At 66.3% G+C, this 25,094-nt stretch carries 23 protein-coding genes and 1 pseudogene; 14 read left to right on the forward strand and 10 right to left on the reverse strand.

All coding sequences use genetic code 11. The features are described from left to right. Positions 1 to 38 precede the first annotated feature (38 nt). Both AC1DRE_RS11290 and AC1DRE_RS11295 read right to left on the reverse strand, forming a co-directional pair. A complete protein-coding gene (locus AC1DRE_RS11290; RefSeq protein WP_476984721.1) occupies positions 39 to 2,024 on the reverse strand; it encodes an acyl-CoA dehydrogenase family protein in 1,986 nt (661 codons plus the stop codon). A 64-nt stretch (positions 2,025 to 2,088) separates the two neighbouring features. Further along, the gene (locus tag AC1DRE_RS11295) at positions 2,089 to 2,391 is read right to left on the reverse strand and encodes a hypothetical protein (protein ID WP_104176024.1); all 303 of its coding nucleotides are present in this window, start codon (positions 2,389 to 2,391) and stop codon (positions 2,089 to 2,091) included. A 348-nt stretch (positions 2,392 to 2,739) separates the two neighbouring features. Here AC1DRE_RS11295 and AC1DRE_RS11300 point away from each other — a divergent pair, with 348 nt between their 5' ends. The 3 genes from AC1DRE_RS11300 (at position 2,740) to AC1DRE_RS11310 (ending at position 8,602) form a co-directional block, all read left to right on the forward strand. Beyond that, positions 2,740 to 4,188, forward strand: a complete 1,449-nt coding sequence (locus tag AC1DRE_RS11300; RefSeq protein ID WP_476984722.1) for a DUF3375 family protein — start codon at positions 2,740 to 2,742, stop codon at positions 4,186 to 4,188. 101 nt (positions 4,189 to 4,289) lie between these two features. After that, the gene (locus AC1DRE_RS11305) at positions 4,290 to 5,138 is read left to right on the forward strand and encodes a DUF4194 domain-containing protein (protein ID WP_476984741.1); all 849 of its coding nucleotides are present in this window, start codon (positions 4,290 to 4,292) and stop codon (positions 5,136 to 5,138) included. Then, the gene (locus AC1DRE_RS11310; RefSeq protein ID WP_476984723.1) at positions 5,135 to 8,602 is read left to right on the forward strand and encodes an ATP-binding protein; all 3,468 of its coding nucleotides are present in this window, start codon (positions 5,135 to 5,137) and stop codon (positions 8,600 to 8,602) included. Before AC1DRE_RS11305 ends, AC1DRE_RS11310 begins: the two co-directional genes overlap by 4 nt. Before the next feature lie 138 nt (positions 8,603 to 8,740). On the opposite strand, the gene AC1DRE_RS11315 is transcribed toward AC1DRE_RS11310, so the two are convergent. The 3 genes from AC1DRE_RS11315 to AC1DRE_RS11325 all read right to left on the reverse strand — a co-directional run bounded on the left by AC1DRE_RS11315 (position 8,741) and on the right by AC1DRE_RS11325 (position 12,207). After that, the gene (locus AC1DRE_RS11315; protein ID WP_476984724.1) at positions 8,741 to 9,235 is read right to left on the reverse strand and encodes an FBP domain-containing protein; all 495 of its coding nucleotides are present in this window, start codon (positions 9,233 to 9,235) and stop codon (positions 8,741 to 8,743) included. A 429-nt stretch (positions 9,236 to 9,664) separates the two neighbouring features. Beyond that, the gene (locus AC1DRE_RS11320; RefSeq protein ID WP_476984725.1) at positions 9,665 to 10,258 is read right to left on the reverse strand and encodes a TetR/AcrR family transcriptional regulator; all 594 of its coding nucleotides are present in this window, start codon (positions 10,256 to 10,258) and stop codon (positions 9,665 to 9,667) included. Next, positions 10,255 to 12,207 carry an MFS transporter gene (locus AC1DRE_RS11325; RefSeq protein ID WP_476984726.1) on the reverse strand — a complete coding sequence of 651 codons (1,953 nt, stop codon included), beginning with the start codon at positions 12,205 to 12,207 and terminating at the stop codon, positions 10,255 to 10,257. The genes AC1DRE_RS11320 and AC1DRE_RS11325 overlap by 4 nt, the downstream gene beginning before the upstream one ends. A 240-nt stretch (positions 12,208 to 12,447) precedes the next feature. Between AC1DRE_RS11325 and AC1DRE_RS11330 the strand changes: the two genes are divergently transcribed. The 6 genes from AC1DRE_RS11330 (at position 12,448) to AC1DRE_RS11355 (ending at position 18,736) form a co-directional block, all read left to right on the forward strand. Then, positions 12,448 to 13,527: an iron-siderophore ABC transporter substrate-binding protein gene (locus AC1DRE_RS11330; RefSeq protein ID WP_476984727.1), complete on the forward strand. Its 1,080-nt coding sequence runs from the start codon at positions 12,448 to 12,450 to the stop codon at positions 13,525 to 13,527. 9 nt (positions 13,528 to 13,536) lie between these two features. After that, positions 13,537 to 14,673, forward strand: coding sequence for a FecCD family ABC transporter permease (locus tag AC1DRE_RS11335; protein ID WP_476984728.1), 1,137 nt, complete (start codon positions 13,537 to 13,539; stop codon positions 14,671 to 14,673). A gap of 125 nt (positions 14,674 to 14,798) precedes the next feature. Continuing rightward, complete coding sequence (locus AC1DRE_RS11340; protein WP_476984742.1) at positions 14,799 to 15,839, forward strand: FecCD family ABC transporter permease; 1,041 nt, start codon at positions 14,799 to 14,801, stop codon at positions 15,837 to 15,839. Position 15,840: 1 nt separating this feature from the next. Further along, a complete protein-coding gene (locus AC1DRE_RS11345; RefSeq protein ID WP_476984729.1) occupies positions 15,841 to 16,683 on the forward strand; it encodes an ABC transporter ATP-binding protein in 843 nt (280 codons plus the stop codon). A gap of 119 nt (positions 16,684 to 16,802) precedes the next feature. Then, entirely contained in the window at positions 16,803 to 17,810 is a 1,008-nt protein-coding gene (locus AC1DRE_RS11350) for a siderophore-interacting protein (RefSeq protein ID WP_476984743.1), read from the forward strand. A 74-nt stretch (positions 17,811 to 17,884) separates the two neighbouring features. After that, positions 17,885 to 18,736: an SGNH/GDSL hydrolase family protein gene (locus AC1DRE_RS11355; RefSeq protein WP_476984730.1), complete on the forward strand. Its 852-nt coding sequence runs from the start codon at positions 17,885 to 17,887 to the stop codon at positions 18,734 to 18,736. Here AC1DRE_RS11355 and AC1DRE_RS11360 read toward each other — a convergent pair. Beyond that, positions 18,733 to 19,020: pseudogene (locus tag AC1DRE_RS11360) on the reverse strand (YciI family protein). The gene AC1DRE_RS11355 and the pseudogene AC1DRE_RS11360 sit on opposite strands and share 4 nt — an antisense overlap. Before the next feature lie 38 nt (positions 19,021 to 19,058). Between AC1DRE_RS11360 and AC1DRE_RS11365 the strand changes: the two are divergent. Both AC1DRE_RS11365 and AC1DRE_RS11370 read left to right on the forward strand, forming a co-directional pair. Then, entirely contained in the window at positions 19,059 to 19,538 is a 480-nt protein-coding gene (locus AC1DRE_RS11365) for a MarR family winged helix-turn-helix transcriptional regulator (protein WP_104176016.1), read from the forward strand. Between the two features lie 66 nt (positions 19,539 to 19,604). Further along, positions 19,605 to 20,366 (forward strand): SGNH/GDSL hydrolase family protein, encoded by a 762-nt coding sequence (locus tag AC1DRE_RS11370; protein WP_476984731.1) that lies wholly within the window; start codon positions 19,605 to 19,607, stop codon positions 20,364 to 20,366. 22 nt (positions 20,367 to 20,388) lie between these two features. Here AC1DRE_RS11370 and AC1DRE_RS11375 read toward each other — a convergent pair whose 3' ends face one another. The 3 genes from AC1DRE_RS11375 to AC1DRE_RS11385 all read right to left on the reverse strand — a co-directional run bounded on the left by AC1DRE_RS11375 (position 20,389) and on the right by AC1DRE_RS11385 (position 23,181). After that, a complete protein-coding gene (locus tag AC1DRE_RS11375) occupies positions 20,389 to 21,210 on the reverse strand; it encodes an FAD:protein FMN transferase (RefSeq protein ID WP_476984732.1) in 822 nt (273 codons plus the stop codon). Positions 21,211 to 21,286: 76 nt separating this feature from the next. Continuing rightward, on the reverse strand, positions 21,287 to 21,739 hold the full coding sequence (locus tag AC1DRE_RS11380; protein WP_476984733.1) for an FMN-binding protein: 453 nt from the start codon (positions 21,737 to 21,739) through the stop codon (positions 21,287 to 21,289). Next, positions 21,736 to 23,181, reverse strand: coding sequence for a ferredoxin reductase family protein (locus AC1DRE_RS11385; RefSeq protein ID WP_476984734.1), 1,446 nt, complete (start codon positions 23,179 to 23,181; stop codon positions 21,736 to 21,738). Before AC1DRE_RS11385 ends, AC1DRE_RS11380 begins: the two co-directional genes overlap by 4 nt. Before the next feature lie 479 nt (positions 23,182 to 23,660). On the opposite strand from AC1DRE_RS11385, the gene rpmB reads away from it, so the two are divergent. Genes rpmB through rpsN form a run of 3 tightly spaced genes read left to right on the forward strand, consistent with a single transcriptional unit; the run spans position 23,661 to position 24,375 of the window. Continuing rightward, positions 23,661 to 23,897, forward strand: coding sequence for a 50S ribosomal protein L28 (rpmB, locus tag AC1DRE_RS11390; RefSeq protein WP_011693744.1), 237 nt, complete (start codon positions 23,661 to 23,663; stop codon positions 23,895 to 23,897). Continuing rightward, a complete protein-coding gene (gene rpmG, locus AC1DRE_RS11395; protein ID WP_011693743.1) occupies positions 23,897 to 24,064 on the forward strand; it encodes a 50S ribosomal protein L33 in 168 nt (55 codons plus the stop codon). Before rpmB ends, rpmG begins: the two co-directional genes overlap by 1 nt. A 5-nt stretch (positions 24,065 to 24,069) precedes the next feature. Next, complete coding sequence (gene rpsN / locus AC1DRE_RS11400; protein ID WP_011693742.1) at positions 24,070 to 24,375, forward strand: 30S ribosomal protein S14; 306 nt, start codon at positions 24,070 to 24,072, stop codon at positions 24,373 to 24,375. Between the two features lie 345 nt (positions 24,376 to 24,720). Here rpsN and AC1DRE_RS11405 read toward each other — a convergent pair. Beyond that, the coding region (locus tag AC1DRE_RS11405) for a hypothetical protein (RefSeq protein ID WP_476984735.1) at positions 24,721 to 25,094 on the reverse strand (374 nt) is incomplete at its 5' end.

The following is a 25,094-nucleotide window of genomic DNA, read 5'->3' on the forward strand; positions in this document are numbered from 1 at the left end:
ATGCTTAGCATCGGCGGCGGGGCGAAAATCGCCGTGATTCAGCGGTATTTGCGGTGCAGGTTCTCCTTCATGGTGGCTCTGGGAGCCGCATCGGCGATCCATGGTCCGGTGCCTTCGGACTGGTCCAGCACCCCTGCCTCCAGCCACGTGTAGTCCCCGGCGAGGACCTTTTCCGTGAGCCCGCGGTCGGCGTCGTCCGTGTTCCGCCACAGCTGGTCAAAGTACTCGTCGACGCGGACCCGCGCCTGCTCGCAGTAGGCCTCGGCGAGTTCGTAGGCGGTGGCGGCCCGCTCGGGGTTCGTGTGGAGCATTCCTTCAGCCCGCGAGCAGCAGGCTGCCATGGCGAACAGTTCGGCGCCGATATCCACGATCCGTCCCAGGAATGCCTGCTTGTGCTCCAGCCCGGCCTGCCAGCGGCCCATCCCGTAAAACGTCTGCCGGGCCAGCCGCCGCGAGGACCGCTCCACGAACCGCAGCTGCTTGGCGAGCCTGCCGAACTCCGAGTAGGACCGCGGGTCCATTCCTGCGCCCGCCAAAAGTTTGGGCAGCCACTTCGCGTAGAAGCCTGAAGCGCCGACGGCGGCCCTGGCCTTATCGGACAGGCTGGCATCCGCGGAGGCAAGGTCGCCGGCGGCAGCAAGGTGCGCATCCACGGCCTCGCGGGCAATCAGGAGCCTCATGATTTCCGAGGAGCCCTCGAAGATCCGGTTGATCCGGAGATCCCGGAGCTGCTGTTCGGCTGGTACGGCCCTCTCACCACGGGCCTCCAGTGAATCGGCCGTCTCGAAACCGCGCCCGCCCCGGATCTGCACCAGGTCGTCCGCGATCCGGCAGCTGATCTCCGTGGACCAGAGTTTGGCCAGTGCAGCCTCGATTCGGACGTCCTTCTGGCCGGCGTCGGCCATTTCGGCGGACAGCTCGAACACGGCGTCCAGTGCGAAGGCGCTCGCGGCGATGAATGCGATTTTCTTGCCTACGGCCTCATGCTTCCCCACGGGCCGCCCCCACTGCGTGCGTGCGTTTGACCATTCGCGGGCGATCTTCAGGCTCCACCGGCCGGATGCCACACAGAGGGCGGGGATGGACAACCGTCCCGTGTTGAGGGTGGTGAGCGCGATCTTCAGGCCCTGGCCTTCGCGGCCGAGCCGGTTGGCGGCCGGAACCCGCACCTGGTGGAAGCGGGTCACGCCGTTCTCAATGCCGCGCAGCCCCATAAAGGCGTTGCGGTTTTCCACCGTGATGCCGGGGGAGTCCATTTCCACCACGAACGCGCTGATGCCGCCCTTGTGGACGGTTCCGTCGGAATCCGTGTGGCCCGGAACCAAGGCCATTACCACCACCAGTTCGGCGATCACGCCGTTGGTGGTCCAGAGCTTCACGCCGTCCAGGATGTAGGCGTCGCCGTCGTCGGTGGGAACGGCGGTGCTGCCCATCCGGGCGGGGTCGCTGCCGACGTCGGGCTCTGTCAGCAGGAACGCCGTGATGGCGCCGGCGGCGCAGCGGGGCAGGTACTCCCGCTTCTGTTCCGGGGTGCCGAACACCTTCACCGGCTCCGGGACGCCGATGGACTGGTGGGCGGACAGCAGCGCCCCGAGGCTCGGGTGCACCGAACCCAGAAGGGCCAGCGCCCGGCCGTAGTAGACGAGGGAAAGGCCCAGGCCGCCGTATTCGCGGGGGATCTTCATGCCGAAGACTCCCATGTCGGCCAGTCCGGCGAGGTATTCGTCCGGGATGATCGCGTTCCGCTCGATCAGGCGGCCGGACATGGTCCGGCAGTAGGCAGTGAGGCGGGCCATGAACTCCTCGCCGTGTTCCACATCCTCGGTTCTGGCTTCGGGCCAGGGGTGGATCAGCGAGAGGTCGAAGTTCCCCAGGTACAAACCCTTGGCGAAGCTGGGCCTGTCCCAGGCGGTTTCCCGGGCGGCCTCGGTGATGGCCCGGGCATCGGCCTCGGTGGCGCCGGGACCGATCTTTTCCGGGGCTACGGGAACATCGGCGGCGGGACTGTCAGTGGCAGAGCTCACGGGGCATCTCCTCTAACCGGGGTGGCCGGCTTGAGCCCTGGGTCCGCCTCGGGTGGGGAACCCTTCAGCTGTCCCTCAATGCTACCCGTGGGTAAGTTCCCGTGCTAGGGGCTGGCTGCCCCTGAAAGTCGCCGGGAAGTTCCACGGTGGAGGCGTGGTGCACCAGGCGGTCCCAGAGATGGTTGATGCCGTGGACCAGTCCCAGCAGGGTGCCGGCAATGACGAACCACGCAAAGCGGCCCACCCCTACCATCACCATTGCCACGAAAGCGGCCGACATCATGAAACCCACGATCAGCAGGCCAAACACGAGCGTTCCGATGAACACGAAAGTGCCTGTCTCTACTGCGCTGAGATCGAACTGCATGGTTTCCCCCTGCGTCATTGCCTGGTTGGATCAAGTAGCACGAGCGTAGGGTGCGGCGCGTCCGTCAACCAGAGTCCGACGCCGTGGCGGAGGCCGTTGATACGGGATCGCAATGCTACCGGTCCGTAGGTCACGGCGCGGTCACTGAAACCCCACCAGTAACACCCGTAACAGGGCTTCGACGGAGGGGCGTCGCCGCGGGGAGGGATGGGCGCCCACCGCAACGGGTGCTGGTGGCCGGGCCGGGCCGACCGGACCAGCCCCACGGGCTACTGCGTTAACCTTGTAGTTGGCAGTTTTCGGGTTTTCCGCTGCCCAACGAGTTCCGAGGCAGCTGAAGGAGAGTGTGTGTCCCGATCCGCCCCGTCCTCCTCGGACGCGATCAGCGCCCGGCTCCGGGACCTCGAACTCCTCACCAAAGGGCCGGCCTGGGCCCTCACCCGGTCCGCGCCGTGGGTTATCGCCGTCCTGCAGGCATCCTTCACCCGCGTCCGTCCGCAGCTTCCGCTGGAAGAATTCCACGCCGACGTCGACGCCTTCCTTGAGCAGCTCCGCCGGCAGGACCCGGGACTGGGTGGGGCCGCCAATGGAAAGTCCTTCGGCGACGAATGGACCCGCAAGAGTTTCCTGACCCGCCGCAACCAGTCGGGGCAGATCGTCTACGAAGTCACCGAGCCCGCGGCCCGCGTCCTTGCCTTCCTCGACAGCCTCTCCAGCGAACGCTCTACCCTGAACGGATCCCGGCTGGGGACGCTGCTGGGCGATGTCGAAAAGCTCGCCAATGAGACCAACCCGGACCAGACCGCCCGGCTGGAGTCCCTCGAGGACGAGATCGAGGAGCGGCAGCAGCTCATCGAGGACATCAGCTCCGGCGACTTCGACGGGCTCCTGGACGACGACGAGGCCGTGGAGGCCGCCGGAAACATCCTGGACCTCGCGGCCAGCCTCCCGGCGGACTACAAGAAAATGCGTGACCGGATCGAGGAGCTGGTGGGCGAACTCCGCAACCAGATCATCGAAGAGTCCCTCAGCAAGGGCGCCACCATGGCGCAGGTGCTGGAGGCGGACAAACGGCTCCGGCAAAGCCCCGAGGGCAGGACGTTCCGTTCATTCACGGCGTTCCTGGAGGACCCCCAGCAGCAGCTGCGGTTCCGTTCCGCGATCGGCGAGGTGCTCAGCCGCCAGTTCGCGGACGACCTCAGCCACGAGGACCGCGAAACGCTCAAGAACCTGGTGGCCGAGCTCCGCACCCAGCACAGCCAGATCCAGCGGATCTACGGCAAGCTCAGCGAAAGCCTCAACACTTACGTCCAGAGTGACGATTTCCGCCAGTCCGTGCGGCTCCGCAAGGTGCTCCGCGAAGCTGAACAGGCCATCCGCTCCCTGCCCTACGAGCGGGAACGCCCGGGCCTGGTGCCGGGCCCGGTGCTCTTCAATGCCGGCTTCGAGTCCTTGTCCATGGTCAAGCTCTTCGACCCCGACGAGTTCGCGGCGCCGCCCAAGCTCGCCGACCCCATTGCCTTCAGCGACTCCGACCGCGTGCGCTCGCCGCGCACGGGGAAGGCCAAGCCGGCCGCCATCCGCGCCGCGCTCGCCGGGGCCGCCACCCTGCCGGAGGCATGGGAACAGCTTCCGCCGGAGGAACGCCACATCAACTCCATCCGCGCGCTGCTGTCCCACGCACTGCACGATGGCGCCGGCTTCGACCGCGCCGGCTGGGACGCCATCGACTTCGAACAGATAGACGGAACCACCCGCAAGGCATTCCTGCCGGTGGTTACCCTCAAGAAGGATTGACGATGACTCAGTTTTCAAACACCACGAGTTCAGCACCAGATGCCGCCCAGGGAGTGGCATCGGGCCTGTCGGAGCCGCGCGCTGAGCTGATCGAAGATCAGATGCGCGGCGAAGGGGCGGGGGCGGCATTTGGTGCGGAACGTCCGTTCACGGTCACCCCGCGTGACACCTTCGTGGACGGCGCCGCGCTGTTCCCGGGCGATACCGGCGTGCTGCCAATGAAGGTCCGCCAGGCTTTGGTGAAGCTGCTCAAGGGGCCGTATATCGACGGCGGCCGGGACGAGAAACTGTGGACAACGCTGCTGGACAACCAGCTGATCCTCCGCAGCCGCCTGTCCGAGCTCTTCCTGACGCTCCAGCTTGACCACGAACGGAAGGTGGCCGTGCTGCGCCCGGTGGATCCGGACGCCATCGGCGGCAGCACCCGCTCCAACATCCTCCGCCAGCAGCGTGCGCTGAGCCGGGTGGAGACCATCGTGCTGCTGCGCCTGAGGCTCCTGCTGGACCGCCACGTCACGGCGCAGACTGATCCGACCATCACAAAAGAGGAAATTGCCGAGCTGGTGGCCCACTACCAGCCGTCCGGCCAGCAGGACGCGCTGCGGGACTCCGACGTCGTCAACCGCGCCATCACCAAGCTCCTGGCCCGTCAGCTCCTCATCACCACCGGCCTCGACGACGTCTACACCATCTCGAACGCCCTGCCGCTGGCCCTCCCCTTCGAAAACATCGGCGACATTCCCGCCCAAATCGAAGCCCTGGTAGCAGCCACGGCAGACCCCGCCGGTACGGAAGCGCTGATAGAGCTCGACGGCGACAGCTCCACTAGCTCAGATGACGACACTGACGACGATGCTGAAGGTGACCTGAACAGCGACGACGACGGCGGGGCGGCATCGCCGTCGTCGTTCCCCAACCCGGCCACTGATGAAGCGGAGGACGCCAAGTGAGCATCGCAACCATGCTGCCGATGGGCGAACTCACCAACCCGGGCCAGATGCGGCTGGCGCTGGTGCAGGTGGTCAACTGGGGCACGTTCCATGGCGCCCACACCATGCACGTGGACCGCAACGGCACGCTGCTGACGGGCAACTCGGGTGTCGGCAAGTCCACGCTGTTCGACGCCATGCTGCGCGTGTTCGACGCCCGGCCGCGTTCGAACGAGGCCGCGGCGCAGCGCTCCGGCGCCGTGGAGGACAAACGGACCACGTTCACGTACATGCGCGGCAAGGTGGGCGACAAGGCCGTGGGCGAGGGCTCGGCCAGTGCCTTCCAGCGGCCGGGAGCCACGTGGTCCGCCGTCGCCCTGACGTTTGATAACGCAGCGGGCACGAAGGTGACGGTATCGGCGCTGTTCGACCTGCCGAAGAACGGCACGGAGTCGAGCGTCGGGCGGTATTACCTGATCGACAACAAGCCGCTGGACCTCGCCGCCATCGAGGGCATTGCGGAGAAGCGCTTTACCAAGGCCGCGCTGGACGTGCTCTTCCCCGATGCGCAGGTCTTCGACGTGCACAAGGCGTTCGCGGAGCGCTTCCGCCGGCTGCTGGGCATCAACTCGGACCAGGCATTGCCGCTGCTCCGCGTGATCCAGGCCGGCAAGGGGCTGGGCGGGAGCGTCAACACGTTCTTCCGCGACCAGGTGCTCGACGCGCCGGCCACACTGGCCGCGGCGGACGACGTCGTCGAGGAATTCAGCAACCTGATGTCCATCCGGCAGCGGCTGGAGGATGTGCGGCAGCAGCGTGACCAGCTGGCTCCGGTGCCCGGCCTGAACAAGGAGTATGCGCAGTCCCTGCTGGACGCGAACCGCCTGCGGGAGCTGGCCGGCGAAGAGTTCGATGCCTACAAGCAGCAGCTCGCAGTCACAGTCCACGAGAAGACCCTGGTCCGCTACAAGGACCTCGCCCAGGCAAAGGCCAAGGAGCTGGCCGCGGAGCGTGCGGTCCGGGATGGTCTGGCCAAGGATCTGCGGCAGCTGGAGGCGGACTACAACAACCAGGGCGGCAACGCGATCTCGGCGATCGAGCAGTCCCTGGAAAACGCCCGGGTAGGGCTCAAACTGCGCCAGCAGGTTGAGGAAGCCGCGCGCCAGGCCCTGGCCGAGGCCGGACTGGACCTCGAGTGGACGGCGGAGGGCTGGGAGCAGGCCCACACACACGCCGCCGCACGTACGGCTGAACTGCAGGGCGATTCGGAGGCGCTCAAAGAGCTGCGCTTTGAGGCGTTCGACGGCCACGCCGCGAAGAAACGTGAACTTGCTGCGGCCCAGCAGGAGCTCGTCTCGCTGAAGACGCGCAAGTCCCTGCTGCCGCCGTCGAGCATTGAAAACCGGACCGCTATCGCCGCGGCGACCGGTGTGCCCGAAGAGCTGATGCCGTTCGGCGGCGAGCTCATCGACCTCGCCGAGGGGGAGGACCAGTGGCGGCCGGCCGCCGAACGCGCGCTGCGGAACCTGGCCACCACGCTGCTGGTTCCCGGCGAACACTTCGGGGCCGTCACCCGCTACCTCAACGGCAACTCCGTCCGCGGTGCACTCCGCGCCATTGACGTGTCCAAGCCGCTGCCCGGAGGTGCGCTGGCCGTGGAGGACGTGGCCGACGGCGAGCTGCTGACCAAGCTGGACATCCTCACCACGGGGCCGGCCGCCGACGCCGGGCAGTGGATCCGTGAGCGGATCGCCGTCGACTTCGCGTACCCGTGCGTCGAGGACCCGGACGAACTGGCCAGGCTGGACAAGGGCCTGAGCCTTGGCGGCGTGGTCAAGCGCAACCGCCACACCGTGGAGAAGGACGACCGCTTCACCAGCAGGCAGGATTACGTCCTCGGCTTCGACAATGCCTCGAAACTGGAACTCGTGGCCACCCAGGTGGAGGATTTGCAGCAGGAACTCGCGAAGGCCGCCGAGCTCGCGCGAAGCCGCGAAGAATCCCACCAGGGCATGGCCCGGCAGCTGGAGGCGCTGCGCCGGATCGCCGAGGACCACCGGCCCTGGGAGCAGGTTTCCGCGGCAGTGGCGGAGGACGAACTCGGAAAGATCGAGCAGCGCCTCAAGGATGCGCTCGCCGCGCAGGCTGACCTGGAGCCGTTGCGGGCCAACATCGAAGTGGCCCGGCAGAAGCACCAGGCCAGCACGGAAGCCGCAGCGGTTCTCCAGAGTGAATACAAGGCACTGGACCGGCAGCTCACCGCAGGGGATTCACTGCTGGAAGCCGCGCGAACGCGCCTGGGCCAGGCGCCGCCGTCGGAGTCCACCGTGACGGCACTGGAACCGTACTTTGCCGCGTTCGGTGAGGTCTCCGAGATGCATGAGCTGGACAACCTGGCCAACGAGGTGCGGACCCGGCTCCTTGCCGAGCTGCACACCGCCGAGTCCCGCGGCCAGGCCACCTCAGAGCGCCTCACCCGCATGTTCGAGGGCTTTGTGCGTGAATGGGGCACGGCGATTTCCGCGGACCACGGCACGTCCATCGGCGCCGCTGGGGAGTTCGAGGCCCGCTACCACGCCATTGTCAGTGACGGCCTGCCCGCGCAGGAGGCCGAGTTCCGTCAGTTCTTCAACCAGCGCACGCACGAATCGTTCAGCACGCTGCTGCACCTGCTGGATGAGGAGCGCCGCTCAATCACGAGCCGTATCCTGCCGCTGAACGGCATCCTGTCCGAGGTCAATTTCCATGAGGGCAGTTTCCTGGAACTCGACATCAAGCAGACCCTCCCGCCCACCGCGAAGCAGTTCAAGGACGCCATCCAGAATGCGCTGAGGATACGGCACACGCGGCCCTCGCGGGCTGCGGGAGCGGCAGCTGCCGGGACGGAAACGGACGACGACGCCGAGCTCACCAACCGCTACAAGTCGCTGGAAACGCTCGTGAAGCGTTTGGGCTCGCAGACTCCGGAGGACCGGCGCTGGCGTGCCGAGGTGCTGGACGTGCGCGGGCACCTGTTCATCCAGTGCAAGGAGCACCGCGGAGTGGTTGACCCGGCCACGGGCAAGAAGCGCGGCAAGCGGACCGACGTGTTCATGCACGCGGACACAGGCTCCATGTCCGGTGGCGAGCGGCAGCGCTTCACGGCGTTCATCATGGCGGCGGCACTCAGCTACCAGCTGGGCATCGCCGAGCAGGGCTTCACCACGTACGGCACCGTGATGATGGACGAGGCGTTTGTCCTGGCCTCGGAGGAATTCGCGGGCGCCGGCATCAAGGCGCTGCACGAATTCGGCTTCCAGCTGCTCCTGGCCGCCCCGGAGAACGTGATCGACCTGTCCCGGCACCTCGGCTCCGTCACGGAGATCCTGCGGGACAAGCGCACCAACCGCTCCGGTGTCCTGACTGCGCCTGTGATCGGGCCGCGCGTCGGTGCCGAGGGGCAGTGGAGGTCCGAGGCGAACCCCGTGGACATCGTCCTGCGCTAACCCCCGCCCGGCCTGACCCGGGACCTCAACCCGGCCCGCCCATCAGGACGCTCTCTCACTTTTCGCAGCGTTTCCGCGGACGCTCTCTCACTTTGAGGTGAGCGAGCGTCCGCGGCTGAGGCGGACCCAACTGCGTCGCTAGAGTCCCTGCACCCGGTCCAGGAACAGGCCGGTCCGGGCTGTCAGGCCGTCGATCTGGCGAAGTACGACGGCGGCAGGGTCCGGGTTGATCTCGTTGGCCGGTGGCTCCATGCGGACGTTGCCGCAGCAGAGGAAATCGGCGCAGATGAGCGTCCCCACGGTGTTGCCGTCCCTGCCGGACTGTCCGGCACGCTTGGCAACCCACATCAGCACGTCATCTTTGGAGAACACATCGCGGCAGAGCTCGCAGAGCACGGAACGGCTCTTCTTTGCTCCGCCTTCAGGCGCACGAAGCATGATCGCGGTGAGGCCTCCGGGCCGAGGCAGAACGAGATACCCACGCAGCGGCATCTTGGGGTCCCGCCACCCGAGGAAGTCCAGGCTGTCCCAGTTCAGCGTGTCGAAGGTCCGGGGCAAGGTCAGCTTGGCAGCCTCGGAACGGCTCGCGTTTACAAAGGATGAACGGATCTGCTGGGCAGTGATTTTTTGCATGGTGGTGAGCCTTCGAAGTCGTGTGGTCCCCGTGGGGGAAATGACGGTCCGTGTCAGCAGAATCCGCGCACACTAAAGAAGGCCCATTCGTGGGCATTGCTCGTCGGGCTACAGGCAGATCCGGTGCGGGATGGCTGACGTCGTTGCGGACGCAAAGCAGGCCATTGCGGCCGCCCCGCTTCCCACGGCTGCGATGACCTCAACGGTCTTCAGCATGCTCATCCCCTCGTTCCCGGCCGGTCCGATCCGAACCGCCTGTTGGCCGGGCGCCAGTGGCCCGCCTGGCCATCCTCCCAAATCCACGACATCTCGGCAACGCCGCCGCACGCAGGAAGTGCGAGAGCGTTCGGGAAATGGCCACAGGAAGTGCAAGAGCGTTCGGGAAAGGGCCGCAGGAAGTGCGAGAGCGTTCGGGGTGTCATCGGGGTATCAGGGGCAGGCGGCTCGGCAGGCGTCGATCTGCGCCTGGACGATCGCCCCGTAGTGGGCCACCAGTTCGTCGAAGTCCCAGCCTTCGAACATGCCTAGCGTGCGAACCGCCTCGCCGAACCCGGTCATAAGCGCCACCACCGTGGAAGCGTAACGCTGCTCCGGCGTCGTGTCCTGCAGGAGGCCGGCAATGCTGGAAAGGTACCGTTCGCGCGTTTCCGCACGGGCGTCGTCGGGCGTCGGGGAATCCTGGATGATGAACGGAAGCATCGCCCACGGCTCCTTCAGCCCGCGTTCCCGGCGCATCAGCACGCGGAATACGAGGGCGCTGCCCAGTTCCGCGGCCGGCACGTCGAGGTCGGACAGCAGCGATTCGTCCGGTTTGGCCTGGGCGAACAGCTTTTCCTTGGAGCTGTACAGCTTCATCACCAGCGCTGCGGAAACACCGGCGTCGGCGGCGATGTCGCGGACTGTCACGCCGCGGTAGCCACGCTCACCGAACAGCCTGCCGGCGGATTCCAGGATGGCGGCGCGGCTGGAAACACCGGCGCCTCCCGAACCACCGGCACGACCCGCAGGACTGCCCGCGCTCATGCGTCCACCAGCTGTCCCGCCGGAGCATCCATCGCCAGGTCCGCCGTCACGGAGCGGTTGTCCACAGCGAGTTTCCGGGCCATGGCCTGGTGGGTCTCCGGATGCAGCAGGGTCACGATGTAGCGGCCGGCCAAGGGCAGCGGCAGTGCATACCGGCCCAGGGAATCAGTGGTGGTTGTGCCCACGTGCTCGCCGGAGGCCTGCAGCAGCGTCACCACGGCGTTCGGAAGGGCTGCGCCCCCCACGGTGGCAGTTCCGGCCAGCTCCAGGCGGTGGTCCAGGTGGAAATTCTGCTGAAGCGTGCGGCCGTCGAAATCGAACACCTCCGCCATCGGCGCCCAGCCGGCGGCGTTGGCCACCATCAGGTATTTGCCGGCGCCGGGCAGCGCCACCGAATAGTTGCCGTCGCTGTCCACCCGGCTCCAGTCCACCGGGTCGCCGCTGGTCTGCAGGACGGTGACGACGGCGGGAGTAACGGTGCGGCGGTCGGACGTCAGGACGCGGCCCTGCACCACCAGCTCGGCGGCAGCCGGCACCGGGACCACGGCCTTCGCGGCAGCCGCGGCCCGCGGAATGAACACAGCGGCCACCATTGACGCCGCGGACGCCAGGGCAGCCAGCCAAAAGACGTCCTTGAACGCCTCGAAGGACGGCAAGCGGGTGGATCCCACGGTGATGGTCACGGACGTGAGGACCGCAGCGACGGCTGCACTCGACGTCGAGGTTCCGATGGACCGCACCAGGCTGTTGAGGCCGTTGGCCGAGGCTGTTTCGGTGATGGGCACGGCACCCATGATCAGGGTGGGCATTGCCGCGTAGGCGATTGCCGTGCCGATGCTGACCACCGTGGAGCCGATGATTACCGAGGTGATGGAATCCCAGAAGAAGACGCGCCCCACGTAGCCCACCACCATGACGGCCGCACCCGAGATCAGCGCTGACTTCCCGCCGAACCGCCTGATGATGCCGCCGGAAACGGGTGCGAAAACCACCATGGCCAGGCCGGAGGGAACCATGCAGAGGCCCGCCGTGATGACGCTCAGCTGGAAGCCGTAGCCGGTGGAGGCCGGCAACTGAAGTTGCTGGGTGGTGAGGAGCATGTTCGCGAACATGGCGAAGCCCACCAAAAGGGACGCCAGGTTGGTCAGGAGGACGGGGCGCCGGCCGGACGTGCGGAGGTCCACCATCGGCTGGCTGACCTTCAGTTCGTACGGCAGCCACGCGGCCAGGAGGACTGCGGCGGCTAGGAACAGCAGCAGCACCGGCTCGGAACCCCAGCCCCACGATCCGCCCTTGGAGATGGCCAGCAGCAGTGCCGCCAGGGCCGCGGACAGAATTACGGCGCCGAGGTAGTCGAACCGCCCGGGGGTGCGCACCTTGGACTCGGGGACCACCAGTACGACGGCGGCCAGCAGCAGGGTGCCGGCGGCGCCGGATACCCAGAAGATGGATTCCCAGCCGAGGCTTTCATAGAGCAGCCCGGCGAGCGGGAGGCCCAGCGCGCTGCCGATGCCCAGCGTGGCGCTCATCAGGGCGACTGCGGACCCCATTTTTTCCTTGGGAAGTTCGTCGCGCATGATGCTGATGCCCACCGGAATCAGGGCCGAGGAGAATCCCTGCAGCGCCCGCCCGACAATGAGCCAGAGGAAGCTGCCGCCGACCGCCGCCACGATGGAGCCGGCCACCATGATGGCCAGGCAGATCACCATCATTTTCCGCTTCCCGTACATGTCCGCACTCCGGGACACGATCGGGGTGGCCACGGCGCTGGAGAGCAGGGTCGCCGTCACCAGCCAGGACGCGTCGTCGGCTGTCACGCCCAGGATCTTGGGAAAATCCGGGAGGAGCGGCACCACGAGGGTCTGCATCAGCGCCACCACGGTGCCACTCAGTGCGAGGACCGCCGTAATGGCGCCGGGGGACAGGGATCTGCTGCGGGGCTGGGGCATGGGGCGGGACCTTCTGGGCATGGAGGCGGCCACAAGGGGTGAACGCGCGTTTACTCTTCTAAAAGTGAACCATCGTTCACCCCGCGGCATCAACCAATTTCACCGTGTGACGCGCCACTTTTTTCCCGAGAATGCGGCCCTTTGGGAGCATTGAGACAATTACGTTACGCAAACCTTGCTTAATTCACAGAAGGATAGGCTAGCCTTACTCGGGTTCGCATCCCTTACTTAAGGAGTCCCGTGGCTACCCTTCTCCCACGCCGCGCCCTGCTGAAGACCGCAGGCACCGCGACGGCCGCCCTGGCCGCCGTCGCCCTTTCACTTACCGGCTGCTCCACTGGGCCCGCCACCACCGCTCCGGCATCGTCCGCGGCCGCCTCGGCTGCTTTCCCCGTCACCATCAAGCACGTCTTCGGCGAGACCACCATTAAGTCCCAGCCCCAGCGCGTGGTCACGGTTTCCTGGGTCAACGACGACGTTGCCCTGGCCCTGGGCGTTGTTCCCGTAGGCGTCCCCAAAAACGAATGGGGCGGCAACGACAAGGGCTCCACGCCGTGGAAGGACGCCAAGCTGGAAGAGCTGGGCGCCGGCTTCGGCACCGAGAAGGCTCCGGTCCAGTTCTCCGAGGCTGACGGGATCAACTTCACCGAGATCGCCAAGCTCAACCCGGACGTTATCCTGGGTGCCTACTCCGGTCTGACGGAGGAAGACTACAAAAAGCTCAGCGAAATCGCACCGGTCGTGGCCCACCCCGAGATCGCCTACGGCACCTCCTGGCAGGACTCCACGAACATCATCGGCAAGGCCCTGGGCAAGGAAACCGAGGCCGCCAAGCTGGTCTCCGACACTGAAGCCACCATCAAGGACAAGGTCTCCAAGTACCCGCAGCTGGCGGACAAGAGCTTCATCTACGGCAACCTGGAACCGGCCAAGAGCGACGGCGTCAACGTCTACACCGCCAACGACAACCGCCCCCGCTTCCTGAGCGAGATCGGCATGAAGCTGGCCCCCGTCGTTGAAGATAACTCGAAGGGCTCCAAGGAGTTCTTCATCCCGTGGTCCGCCGAGAAGGCGAACGAACTCGAATCGGACATCTTTGTCACCTGGGTTCCGGATGCCGCCACCACTGATTCCATCAAGGCAGACCCCCTGCTGGGCCAGATCCCGGCCATCAAGAGCGGCGCCCTGGTCGCGGACTCGGACAACACGCTCACGCTGTCCATCTCGGCCTCCTCGCCGCTGAGCCTGCCGTGGTCGCTGGACACGTTCCTGCCGCAGCTGGCGAGCGCAGCGGACAAAGTAACCGGCGCAGTAAAGTAACAGCCTTTCATGATGAAAAGTACGACGACGGCGGCAGCCGGAAGTGCGCCCGGCGCACCCCCGGCCCCCGGCACCACCCGCGAACGGGCAGTTGAGGCCCTCAAAGCGCCTGAACAGGGGCCGCAACTGCCCGTTCGCGCCGGGAAAAGCGCAGCAGGCAAGCAAACCGCCTGGCTGCTCGCCGCCGTCGTCGTACTTATTGTCGTTTCCGCAGTGTCGCTGGCCGTCGGCGCCCGCGGGCTTCCCCTGGAAACCGTGTGGCAGGCGCTGACGCAGTTTGATCCCGCCAACGGTGATCACGCTGTAGTCCACGCGCGCATCCCGCGCACCGTCCTGGGCCTGCTCGCCGGCGCGGCCCTCGGGCTGGCCGGCGCCGCCATGCAGGGTGTGGCCCGCAACCCGCTGGCCGACCCCGGCATCATGGGGGTCAATGCCGGAGCAGCGCTGGCAGTCGTCACCGGCATTTACGTTTTCGGGATCTCTTCCCTGACCGGCTACATCTGGTTCGCATTCATCGGTGCCGCGGCCGCGGCCGCCGTCGTCTACCTGGTCGCTTCGCTGGGCCGGGACGGTGCGACGCCGGTGAAGCTCGCCCTTGCGGGCGCCGCCCTGAGCGCGGGACTCTACTCCCTCATGAACGTCATCCTGGTCTCGAGCCAGGACACCCTGGACCGGTTCCGGTTCTGGCAGGTGGGCGGAATCGCCGGGCGCGACTGGTCGGTGGTGCTGTCCGGCGTGCCGTTCCTTATTCTTGGTGCGGGCATTGTGCTGGCCACCGGCCGGATCCTGAACAGCCTGGCCCTGGGTGACGACATCGCCCGCGGCCTGGGACAGCGGGTGGGACTGGTCCGCGGCGTCACCGCCCTGGGCATCGTCCTGCTGTGCGGAGCCGCCACCGCCCTCGCCGGACCCATCGGCTTCGTGGGTCTCGTCATCCCGCACGCCGTCCGCTTCCTGACCGGGCCCGACTACCGCTGGATCCTGCCCTTTTCCCTCGTCCTGGCCCCGGTGCTCCTGCTGTCCGCCGACATCCTGGGCCGCGTGATCCTCCTGCCCGGCGAAGTCCCGGCGGGAATCATGACTGCCCTCGTGGGCGCCCCCGTCTTCGTGTGGCTGGTCCGCCGCGGGAAGGGGGCCGGGCTGTGAGCAAGTCAGACCTGGCCCCCCTTGAGCGCGAACTGGGCGAAAACGCGCCCGGCACGGCTCGCGAACGGGCAGACAATGCCCTCAAAACCGCGGAAACAGGGCATTGCCTGCCAATTCGCGCCGGCATGCTGAGCCGCACCGTCCTGAACCGGACCGCCATCCTGGCGTTCGCCGTCGTGGTCCTGTTCGCCGTCAGTGTGCTGCTGGGCAGCTACACCGTGACGATCCCCGACTTCTTCAAGATCCTGCTCGCCCACCTCACCGGCGGCCAGAAGATCCCCGGCGCCAGCTTCATCGTGATGGAAAACAAGCTCCCCCGGGCGGTGATCGGCACCATGATCGGTGCCGCGTTCGGACTCTCCGGCGGCCTCTTCCAGACCATGCTCCGCAATCCGCTGGCCAGCCCGGATGTCATCGGCATCAGCTACGGGGCCAGCGCCGCCGCCGTCACGGCAATCGTGGTTTTCGGTGCGTCCGGCGCCGTGGTTTCCGGCGCTGCCCTCGCCGGCGCCCTGGGTGTTGCCGCGCTGATCTATGGCATCTCGCGGGGCGGGTCCCTGGGGTCGGGCGGCGGGAACAGCGGCAACGCGGCCGGCAGCCGGCTGATCCTGGCGGGCGTGGGCATCGCCGCCGCGCTCCACGCCGTGGTCAGCTTCCTCATGACCCGGGCGGACATCCGCACGGCCGCCGACGCCCTGGTGTGGCTCAACGGCTCCCTCAACTCCGCCAGCTGGGACCGCGCCGGAGTCCTCAGCCTGGCCCTGTTGGTCCTCGTCCCTACCGTGGCTGCCCTGTCCGGCCCCCTGCGCATCCTGGAGCTCGGCGATGACGCAGCTGCCGGGCTCGGCATCCGGGTCGGCTTTACCCGGCTGGCCGTGGTGGTCGTCGCCGTGGCCCTCGCGGCCGTGGCGACGGCGGCAGCCGGCCCGGTGGCGTTCGTCGCCTTCCTGGCCGGACCCATCGCCCGCCGCTTCACCGCAAAAGCCAGCCTCCCGGCGTCGGCCTTCGTCGGAGCGCTGATCGTGCTGGCCGCGGACTACTTCGCCGCGAATATCGCGCCCATGCTGCTGGGCGGCACCGTCCTGCCGGTAGGCGTGGTGACCGGCGCACTCGGCGCCCCGTTCCTGCTGTGGCTGCTGGTCACTTCCAACCGAAAGGATGCCTGAGATGGCTGTTCTACGCGCCACGGACCTCACCCTTAAATATGCCCAGCGCACCGTGGTTGAAGGGCTGCACGCGGAGATCCCCGAAGGCAAGGTGACCATGATCGTGGGCGCCAACGCGTGCGGCAAGTCCACGCTGCTCCGCGGACTGTCCCGGTTGCTGAAGCCGGCGGCCGGTGTCGTGACACTGGACGGCAAGGACATCCACACCCGCTCCGCCCGCGACGTTGCCCGGACTCTGGGCCTCCTGCCCCAGCATCCCACCGCCCCGGACGGCATCACCGTCCGCGACCTGGTGGGACGCGGGCGCTACCCGCACCAGGGTTTCTTCCGCAGCTGGTCGGCCGGCGACTTGTCGCACCATGATCTCGCCGTGCAGCGCGCGCTCGACGCCACCGAAACGCTGGAACTCGCCGGGCGCAACGTGGACGAACTGTCCGGCGGCCAGCGCCAGCGGGTCTGGATCGCGATGGCACTGGCACAGGAGACCGACGTGCTGCTCCTGGACGAACCCACCACCTACCTGGACCTCGCCCACCAGGTGGAAGTACTGGACCTGATCACGGACCTCAACCGCAAGCGGGGCACCACCGTGGCCATCGTCCTGCACGACCTGAACCTCGCGGCGCGCTACGCGGACCACGTGATCGCCATGAAGGGCGGCAGGATCGTGGCCGAGGGCGCCGCCACCGACGTGGTCACCGAGGACCTGGTCCGGGACGTGTTCGGCCTGGAGTCGAGGGTGCTTCCAGACCCCATTTCCGGAACGCCGCTGATCATTCCGCTCGGCCGGCACCACACTGATTTCCCAAAAGCCGAAACCACAACCCTGGAGTTGGTCCTATGAGGGCAGTTAACAGCAATGCGAACGACAGCAAAGCAGTAGACATCAGCCAGGCACGGGCACGCCGTGCAAACGGGACCCGCACGAATTCGGCGGTCAGGGACCAGCCGGCCACCGAACCCATGACCCTGGCGTTCGACGTGACGGTCTCCGCCGTGCAGGAGCTCAGCCCCAACTTCCGCCGCATCACCTTGGGCGGGTACTCCCTGCGCGACTTCGGCGTCCACGGCGGAACCCTGGACCTTCGCGTCAAGCTGATGATCCCGTCCCTTGCCGAGGACGGCTCCCGGCTGCCGCTTCCGGTTTTCCAGATGGAGCAGTCCGGCTGGTACCGGGAATGGCTGGCCATGGATCCCGCGACCCGCGGTTCCATGCGCACCTACACCGTGCGCCGGGAACGGCTCGACGCCGTCTATCCCGAGATCGACGTGGACTTCGTGATGCACTTCGACTCTGCGGGCAACGGCGGTCCCGCGGCAAACTGGGCCCTGAACGCCAAGCCCGGCGACGCCCTGACCCTCATTGGACCCAACAACCGGGCCGCGCACTGCGTCACGGCCGAGATCTATTCCGGCATCGAATGGCGGCCGGGCCTGGCCCAGCGCGTGCTGCTCGCAGGTGACGAAACGGCTGTCCCCGCCATCAGCGCCATCCTGGAAAGCCTCCCGGCCTACATGAGCGGGCACGCGTTCCTTGAGGTCCCCGAGGCCGGCGACTTCCTGGACCTGAAGTCGGACGCCGACGTCGAGATCACCTGGCTCGCACGCGGCGCCTCCATCGGGCGCTCACGTCCGCACGGCGAACTCCTGCAGGAAGCCGTCCGCGCCGCTGTTCCCGAGCCGGGCTGGGTCGGCATCAAATCGGCTTCCGGCGGGGCCGGTCCGGAACCGGAGGACGTGGACGTGGACCAGGACATCCTCTGGGAGACGCCGGCGAGGATGGAAACCGCAGCCATCGCCGCCACGAAGAACCCCGGGATGCCCGCAGGCGCCATGCCGTTCTATGCCTGGATTGCGGGTGAGGCGGGAGTCATCAAGGACATGCGCCGGTACCTGGTGCGCGACGTCGGGATCGACCGCAAGCAGGTCGCCTTCATGGGCTACTGGCGTCAGGGCAAAGCCGAGCTCTAGGCCTTTGCGGGGCTGACGCCTTGGGTTAACCCTCCCTTTCCCTGCTGGTCTTGTTAAGTGGGTAGGGTGCCGGGGTGGGTTCATTTCCTTTGCTTCCGGACCGGGAAGGGCGACGGCGGTTTGTTGCCTTGGGGGATTCGTTCACCGAGGGCGTGGGGGACCGCAGCAAGCGGCTGCCCAATGGCGTGCGCGGCTGGGCTGACCGGGTCGCGGAGAAGCTGGCCAAGGCCGAACCGGGGTGGCACTACGCAAACCTTGCCATCCGCAGCAAGAGGCTTCGCCACATTATCGACGAGCAGCTGGAGCCGGCGCTGGCGATGGAGCCCACACTGGTGACCCTGTATGCCGGTGGCAACGACATCCTCGACTTCGGAACGGATGTGGATGCGCTCATGGCCGACTATGAAACCCTGGTGTCCCGGCTCGCCGCCACGGGTGCCACGGTGGTGCTGTTCACAGGTTTCGACGTCAAAGTCTCCGCTGTCCTGGAGCCCCTGAAGAAGCGCAACACGGCTTACAACCGGCGAGTCCGGGAAATCGCGGCCAAGTACAACGCCGTGCTGGTGGATTACTGGTGCTTCGATGCCTTCCATGACCGGCGGATGTGGGATTCGGACCGCTTGCACATGTCCAAGGCAGGCCACAAATACCTTGCCGCGCAGGTCCTGGACCATCTGGGCGTGCCGCACAAGATCAGCCCCCTGGAGTGGGATCCGCCGGTGAGGCTGAGCCTGCGGGAGTGGGAACAGCTGCAGCGGCGCTGGGTGCACGACTGGGTGTTGCCGCTCTTTGGCCGCAAGCTGCGCGGCGTCACCCTCGGGGACAGCCTTAGCCCGCGCTGGCCGGAACCGGTGAAGGTGCCGCGCAAGGGCGGACTGAAGAAGCTGACGGCAAAGTCGCCGGCAGCGGCACCGAAGAAGGGCTAGCTGTCGAGCAGGTTCTCATAGCCCGGCGCCACCCTGCCGGCGTGGAATTCCTCGACGTCGAACTCCGCCACCCCGTTCGTGTAGAAGGGGTCCTTGACCAGCGACGCATCCAGGCTGGCACGGTCCGCATTGGACAGCAGCAGGGCACCGGTTCGGGGGATCTTCCGGCCGGCAACGATGAAGATGCCCTGGTCGAACGCGTCCTGCAGCTACTCGACGTGCGCCTTCAGATGGAAATCGACGATCTCTTCGGGAACCTTGTAGGTCAGGGAGACTACGTACATGCGGTCAGCCTACCGGTTCCGCAATCTAGGATGTATCCATGACCGAACCGCGCTGGCTCAACGCCGACGAACGCCGTGCCTGGCTGGCCCAGCTCAGCATCAATACCTTGTTACCGGCAGCGCTGGACACGAAGCTCCACGCGGCGGGCAAACTTTCGCTCTTCGACTACAACGTGCTCGCCATGCTCTCCGAAGCGGAGGGCCGCTTCCTGCCCATGAGCGAACTCGCTGCCCGCACCAGCGCCTCGCTGTCGCGCTTGTCGCATGTGGTCACCAAGCTGCAGAACCGCGGCTGGGTGGAACGCCAGCCGCATCCGCGCGACGCACGCGTCACCACCGCCCACCTGACCGACGCCGGAATGGCCACCATCGTGGAGCTCGCGCCAGGTCATGTGGAAGCCGTCCGGTCCCTGTTCCTCGACGCCCTGTCCGAACGCGATGTTGCTGACCTGGCCCGCATCGGCGAGAAGATCGTGGGCCGCCTGGACTCTGATCACTGGATCCTGCGCGAGTCCTGACTTTCCTGCCCGGGGCCCCGGCCGTCCCGCTTTGTTGCTCCCGGCAACAGGTGGCAGACTATCGATATGGATTTTGCCGCCCGCTACGTAGCCCTTGGAGATTCGTTCACCGAAGGCCTCGGCGACGACGATCCGGACCGGCCCAACGGTGTGCGCGGCTGGGCGGACCGGGTGGCGGAGCAACTCGGCGCGGCTGACCCTTCCTTCGGTTATGCCAACCTGGCCATCCGCGGGAGGAAACTCCGGCAGATCATGGCCGAGCAGGTGGACGCCGCCGTCGAACTTAAACCCACCTTGGTGACCATTTACGCGGGGGCCAACGACATCTTCCGCCCCAAGATCGATATTGACGGCCTTTTGGAGGAGTACGACGCCGGCATCCGCAAGTTGAGCGCCACCGGCGCCACTGTGGTGATGTTCACGGGTTTCGACGCCCGCGGTTCCAAGATTTTCGGCACCATGCGCGGCCGCACTGCCATCTACAACGAGTTGGTCCGCGGGATCGCAGGTGACCACGGCGCGCTGCTGGTGGACTACTGGCGTTTCAGCGAGTACTACGACTGGGGAATGTGGGCCAAGGACCGGATGCACATGTCCGCTGCCGGCCACGCGAACATGGCGAAGAGGGTGCTGACGGTCCTTGAACACGACCACTCCATCGAAGTGCCGCCGATGACACCCGTGCCCGAGCTCAGCCGGGCCGAAGCCATCCGCTCAAATGCGCGCTGGGTACGGGAGCACGCGGGCCCGTGGGTGATGCGCCGGGTCACGGGCAAGTCTTCGGGCGACGGCCTCGCGCCTCGGTACCCGGCGCTGACCCGCCTGTAGCGCCACCGCAGGTAACCGGAAGCTAGCGCCGGAAGCCGGGCGTCGCGAGCAGTTCGCCGCTGGCGCGCACGGCCAGCACCTCAATGTCCCACCCGTCCGTGGCACGGTCCAGCATCGGCAGCCCGCCGGCCACGATCGCCGTCGCCAGCACGTCAGCCGTGACGATGTCCGCCGCAGCCACTGATACCTGGCGGAACTTGGACGCCGCCGTTCCTCTACGGAGGGGACTACCCGCTCCCGTAGCAGCCCCTGAATGGAGCGGACTGCCCGCTCCCGCCGCCCAGATGTGGTCCCCCCGTTCCGCGGAACCGGAGGTGGCGAGGGAGCGCTTTGGCCCGGAGCCGCCGAGCCGGTAACCGGCAATCAGGGTGCGGCGGTCCTCCGGATCCACAATCCCGGCACGCCACGGTTCCCTGCGCCCGGGCTCCACGCCGTGGGGCCCTACGCTCGAGGGCGCCGGTGATCCGCTGACCAGCACGTCGCCGCCGGCGTTCAGGCACCAGTCGCGCAGGCCCAGCGCCAACAGGGATGTTCCGGCCTCCTGGATGGCATGTCCCTTGACGATTCCGGAAAGGTCCAGGACGCCGTCGGGCCGCTCGGGATTGAAGGCGCCTTCAGTAGCCAGCCGCCAGCCGACGGCGTCGGCATAGAGCCGACGCATGTCTTCCGACGTGTCGGGCAGCTTGATCTCTGCCCGCGCCAGCCGGCTCGCCTCCGATTCGGGACGGTACAGGCTGAACGTCTCGTCCAGGCCCGCAAAGAGCCGTTCGACGACGGCGGTGGCGGCCACCAGCTCATCCTCACCCGAGGCTGAGGGCAGGGTCAGGCTGATGACCGTTCCCATGCAGTTGAATGTCCTCGCCTGCAGCGTCGGCCGGTTCACTTTCGGAACCGACTCCTGGAGCACGGCGCCCGGGAGATTAGAGGTTCGCAGCATCGATGGCCGCCTGGAGGGAGTTCAGGTAGGCGTCACTGGTCACGGTGGCGCCTCCGATCGTCTGCACGTCGGCTGACTGGGCAGCGAGCACTTCGGCCCTGAGGAGGGGTGCTGCCCGGTTGCTGATCTGGATGGACTTGCGGTCGTCGTCGGTCAGTTGCAGGGCCACAACGTCGGTAATGGCCCCGGACTTCACGCTGATCTGCACCTGGACGGCGCCGAACCTGGTCTGCACCACACTGCCCGCGTAGGTTCCGCCGGCCTTCGCTGTAGCCCCGGTTGTGGGCTCCGCGGCGGTACCCGAACCCGTTCCCGTCCCGGCGGATGTGCTGGCCGCGGCGCTGCCGGTGTCCTCCACATAGGTGCCCGACTGCCAGCCGGCCAGGAGGATCCCGGCCGAGGCAAGTGCTGCGGATACTGCTGCCCGTAATCTCACCAGTCAAACCTTTCGTAGTGGAGCTGGTCTTCTTTGACACCCGCGGCGCGGGCATCCATGAGCACGTTCTGTGCCCACGCTGCAGGCCCGCAGACGTAGACGTCCGCGTCCGCGATGCCGGGCACGTAATCCGTTAGCCGGTGACCGGCCTCGGTGGCATGGTCAGGAAGCCAACTGTCAGCGTGCCGGCCCGAGCGGGGACCGGTCAGGTGGAACAGGGTGGCACCTCGGCGCCGGGCAAGGTCCAGGATTTCGTCGCCGAGGTAGAGTTCCTGCTCGCTGCGGCCCCGGAGGATCACGGTCGCCTGCCCCGGCGTGAACGGCGTCGACTCAAGCAGCGCGCGCAGCGGTGTGATGCCGATGCCGGCGCCGATCATCACCACGTTGTCCCGGCTCCGGGCCGCCGTACTGAAGATTCCGTAGGGCCCCTCCAACGCCACCTTGGTTCCGGGCTTCAGCCCGGCGAGTTGGGCCGATCCCCTGCCGAGGTTCCGGACGGTGATCCTGAGCAGGCCGCGCCCCGAAGCATCGAACTGGAGCGGTTCGGCGGAGAGGCTGAACGGATGCGGATGCCACCACAGGCCGCGGGCCAGGAACCGCCAGATGAAGAACCTGCCCCCGGTTCCGGCCAGTTCGTTGAGGTTTAGCCCGCGCATCTCAATGCTGACCACACCGGGCGCCACCGTCACCACCCGGCTGACCGTGAGCTGGTGCCGGAACGTTGCAAAGACGGGTTCCAGGACACGGTAATGAAGCAGGGCCGCACCTGTCGCAAAGCACACAGCCAGCCAGTACCAGCGCTGCCACGTCCCTTCAGCGAACAGCCCGCCCACGCTGAACTGGTGGGGAAGGGAGGTTGCGACGGCGGCATACGTCAGCAGGTGCACCGCGTACCAGAACTCGTAGGGAAAACGACGGCGGACTGCCACGAGGGATGTGACCACGACGGCGATGAACAGCGCCATGGAGATATAGGCAAGCCACAGATCCGGCACCAGCACCCAGAGGGACACGGCTTCGCTGACGGGATCCAGCCCGTCGGCCATTCCGTAGCCGATGGCGATCAGGATTCCGTGCGCCAGCAGGAGGTAGAGTGACGGTTTGCCGAGCTTCCGGTGGAATTGCAGGGCGCGGTCGTGGCCGATGGTCTGGTCAATGAGCGGAATCCGTGCCGCCAGCAGCAGCATCAGCAGGACCAGGTCCATGCCGGCCAGCCCGGCCACAATGCCCAAGGCGGTAAATGAGCCGGCGAGCGTCGAGAATCCTGTTGCTCCGCCGTCGGCCAGCCACAACGCCACCGCAGCAGCCACGGACGCCCAGGCAACAGTTACCAGCAGGTCGGCGTGAAATAGCCGACGGCGGTGCCTGGCTTTGATAGTGCCCCGGGCGGCATCTGCGGCCCGGGAATCGGCGGCCAAGGCCGGCAGGAGCTCTGTGTTCATGCCTCAAGACTCCGGCGGAACCCTTTCATTCTGCTGTGAAAAGACTGCGGCGCCGATGTGACTTCGGTACGGTGAGGGCGGCGGGCTTATACACCCGCGGGCGGCATTGACGGCTACCCGATTGGCCTTTAATTAGTCAAGCTCGTAGACTTGGTAGGCGCTAGGTGGCGCGGAGCGTGTGCAATTGCTCCGGTTGGCGGGATCTGTCCTCAATGATGGCAGTCCTCAAGGCCGGTAGTTAGGGGCTCAAGTTGCGTGCACTCCTGTATTCGCCCAGCATCCCGGTACTCCGCAGTGGATTCCTCTGCCAGGTACTCGTGGCCAATCATCTTCGCCGCAGTGCGGAAAACAGCCGGCTTTCGCCGGATGTCCACGCCTGCGGAACGCCGGAGATTTGAATGCTGGATGCGGACGCCCCCTGTCGCACGGTACGCGGAACGCTGCGGACCGTTTCATTTATTTTCATGAGGAGAGTCGTCATGGCAGCACACTGCCAGGTGACCGGAGCCGAGCCGGGCTTTGGACACAGCATTTCGCACTCGCACCGCCGCAACAAGCGTCGGTTCGACCCGAACATCCAGAAGAAGCGCTACTGGGTTCCGTCCCTGCGCCGCAATGTCACCCTGCAGGTCTCTGCACGTGGCATCAAGACCATCGACGTGCGTGGCATCGACGTAGTCGTAGCCGCCATCCTGGCACGAGGAGTGAAGCTCTAATGGCTAAGGACAAGGACGTACGTCCGATCATCAAGCTCAAGTCGACCGCTGGCACGGGTTACACCTACGTCACGCGCAAGAACCGTCGTAACGACCCGGACCGCATGGTTCTGAAGAAGTACGATCCCCGCATCCGTAAGCACGTCGAATTCCGAGAGGAGCGCTAAGCACTATGGCTAAGAAGTCAATGATCGCTAAGAACGAACAGCGTAAAGTCATCGTCGAGCGCTATGCTGCAAAGCGCCTCGAACTGAAGAAGGCCCTGGTTGACCCCGCGTCGACCGATGAAGCACGCGAAGCTGCACGCCTCGGCCTGCAGAAGCTGCCCCGCAACGCCTCACCGGTACGTCTGCGTAACCGCGACATCATCGATGGCCGTCCCCGCGGTACCTTCCAGAAGTTCGGTATCTCCCGTGTTCGCTTCCGCGACATGGCTCACCGCGGTGAGCTCCCGGGCATCACCAAGTCTTCCTGGTAATTCAACACTGCTGCTAAGCCAGCACTGCTGATTCCAGTGGTCTAAGAAGGGCCGGCAACCTCGGTTGCCGGCCCTTCTTGCGTTTAACCTGACCGAGGCTGCCGAACAGGATTTGCCGTGGCGCGGCCCGAACCGGGTTACCGTGCCGGGTTCCGCCGCCGGGTCCGGCGCGGTGACGCAGCCCACAGAAACCAGGAACGGCGGCGACGCCGCGGAAGGTGCCTCCGATCCCTGTTTTGGCCCGGATTGGCGGGGCCTGACACCCATGCCGGGGAGGGTTTGCGGTGGGGCCAAAGTAGGTGTATTGTTTTCTAAGTCGCCGAGAGGGGGCCGGCGAGATGCTGGTTACCGAAGGCGGCCAAACCCCCTTCTAAACAGCCTGAAAAACGGTTCGCCACTTGGCGTGCTGTGTGACGGCGGGGTTGGTCTTGATGACCAGCGGATCGCGGAAACGCTGATTTGCTTTGAGTCTTGAAACCGGGTAAGTTTGGAAAGTTGCTCCGGAGCGATCCTTGACTGTTTGTTGGTTGTGGTGGTGCCGGGTGTGTCTGTTGTTTGAGAACTCAATAGTGTGCCAAGTTTGTTGATACCAATTTGTTTATATGGATTGGTTGAATTGGCCAGGTTGTGCCACCCCGTGGTGTGGCCTGGTTGTTTTTCAGCTGGTTTCAAATTTTGTGCAGCCGTTTTCTTCCGTTTTCCCGGGGGTGGTGGTTGTG

It is taken from the genome of Arthrobacter sp. P4_H3, assembly GCF_056400885.1.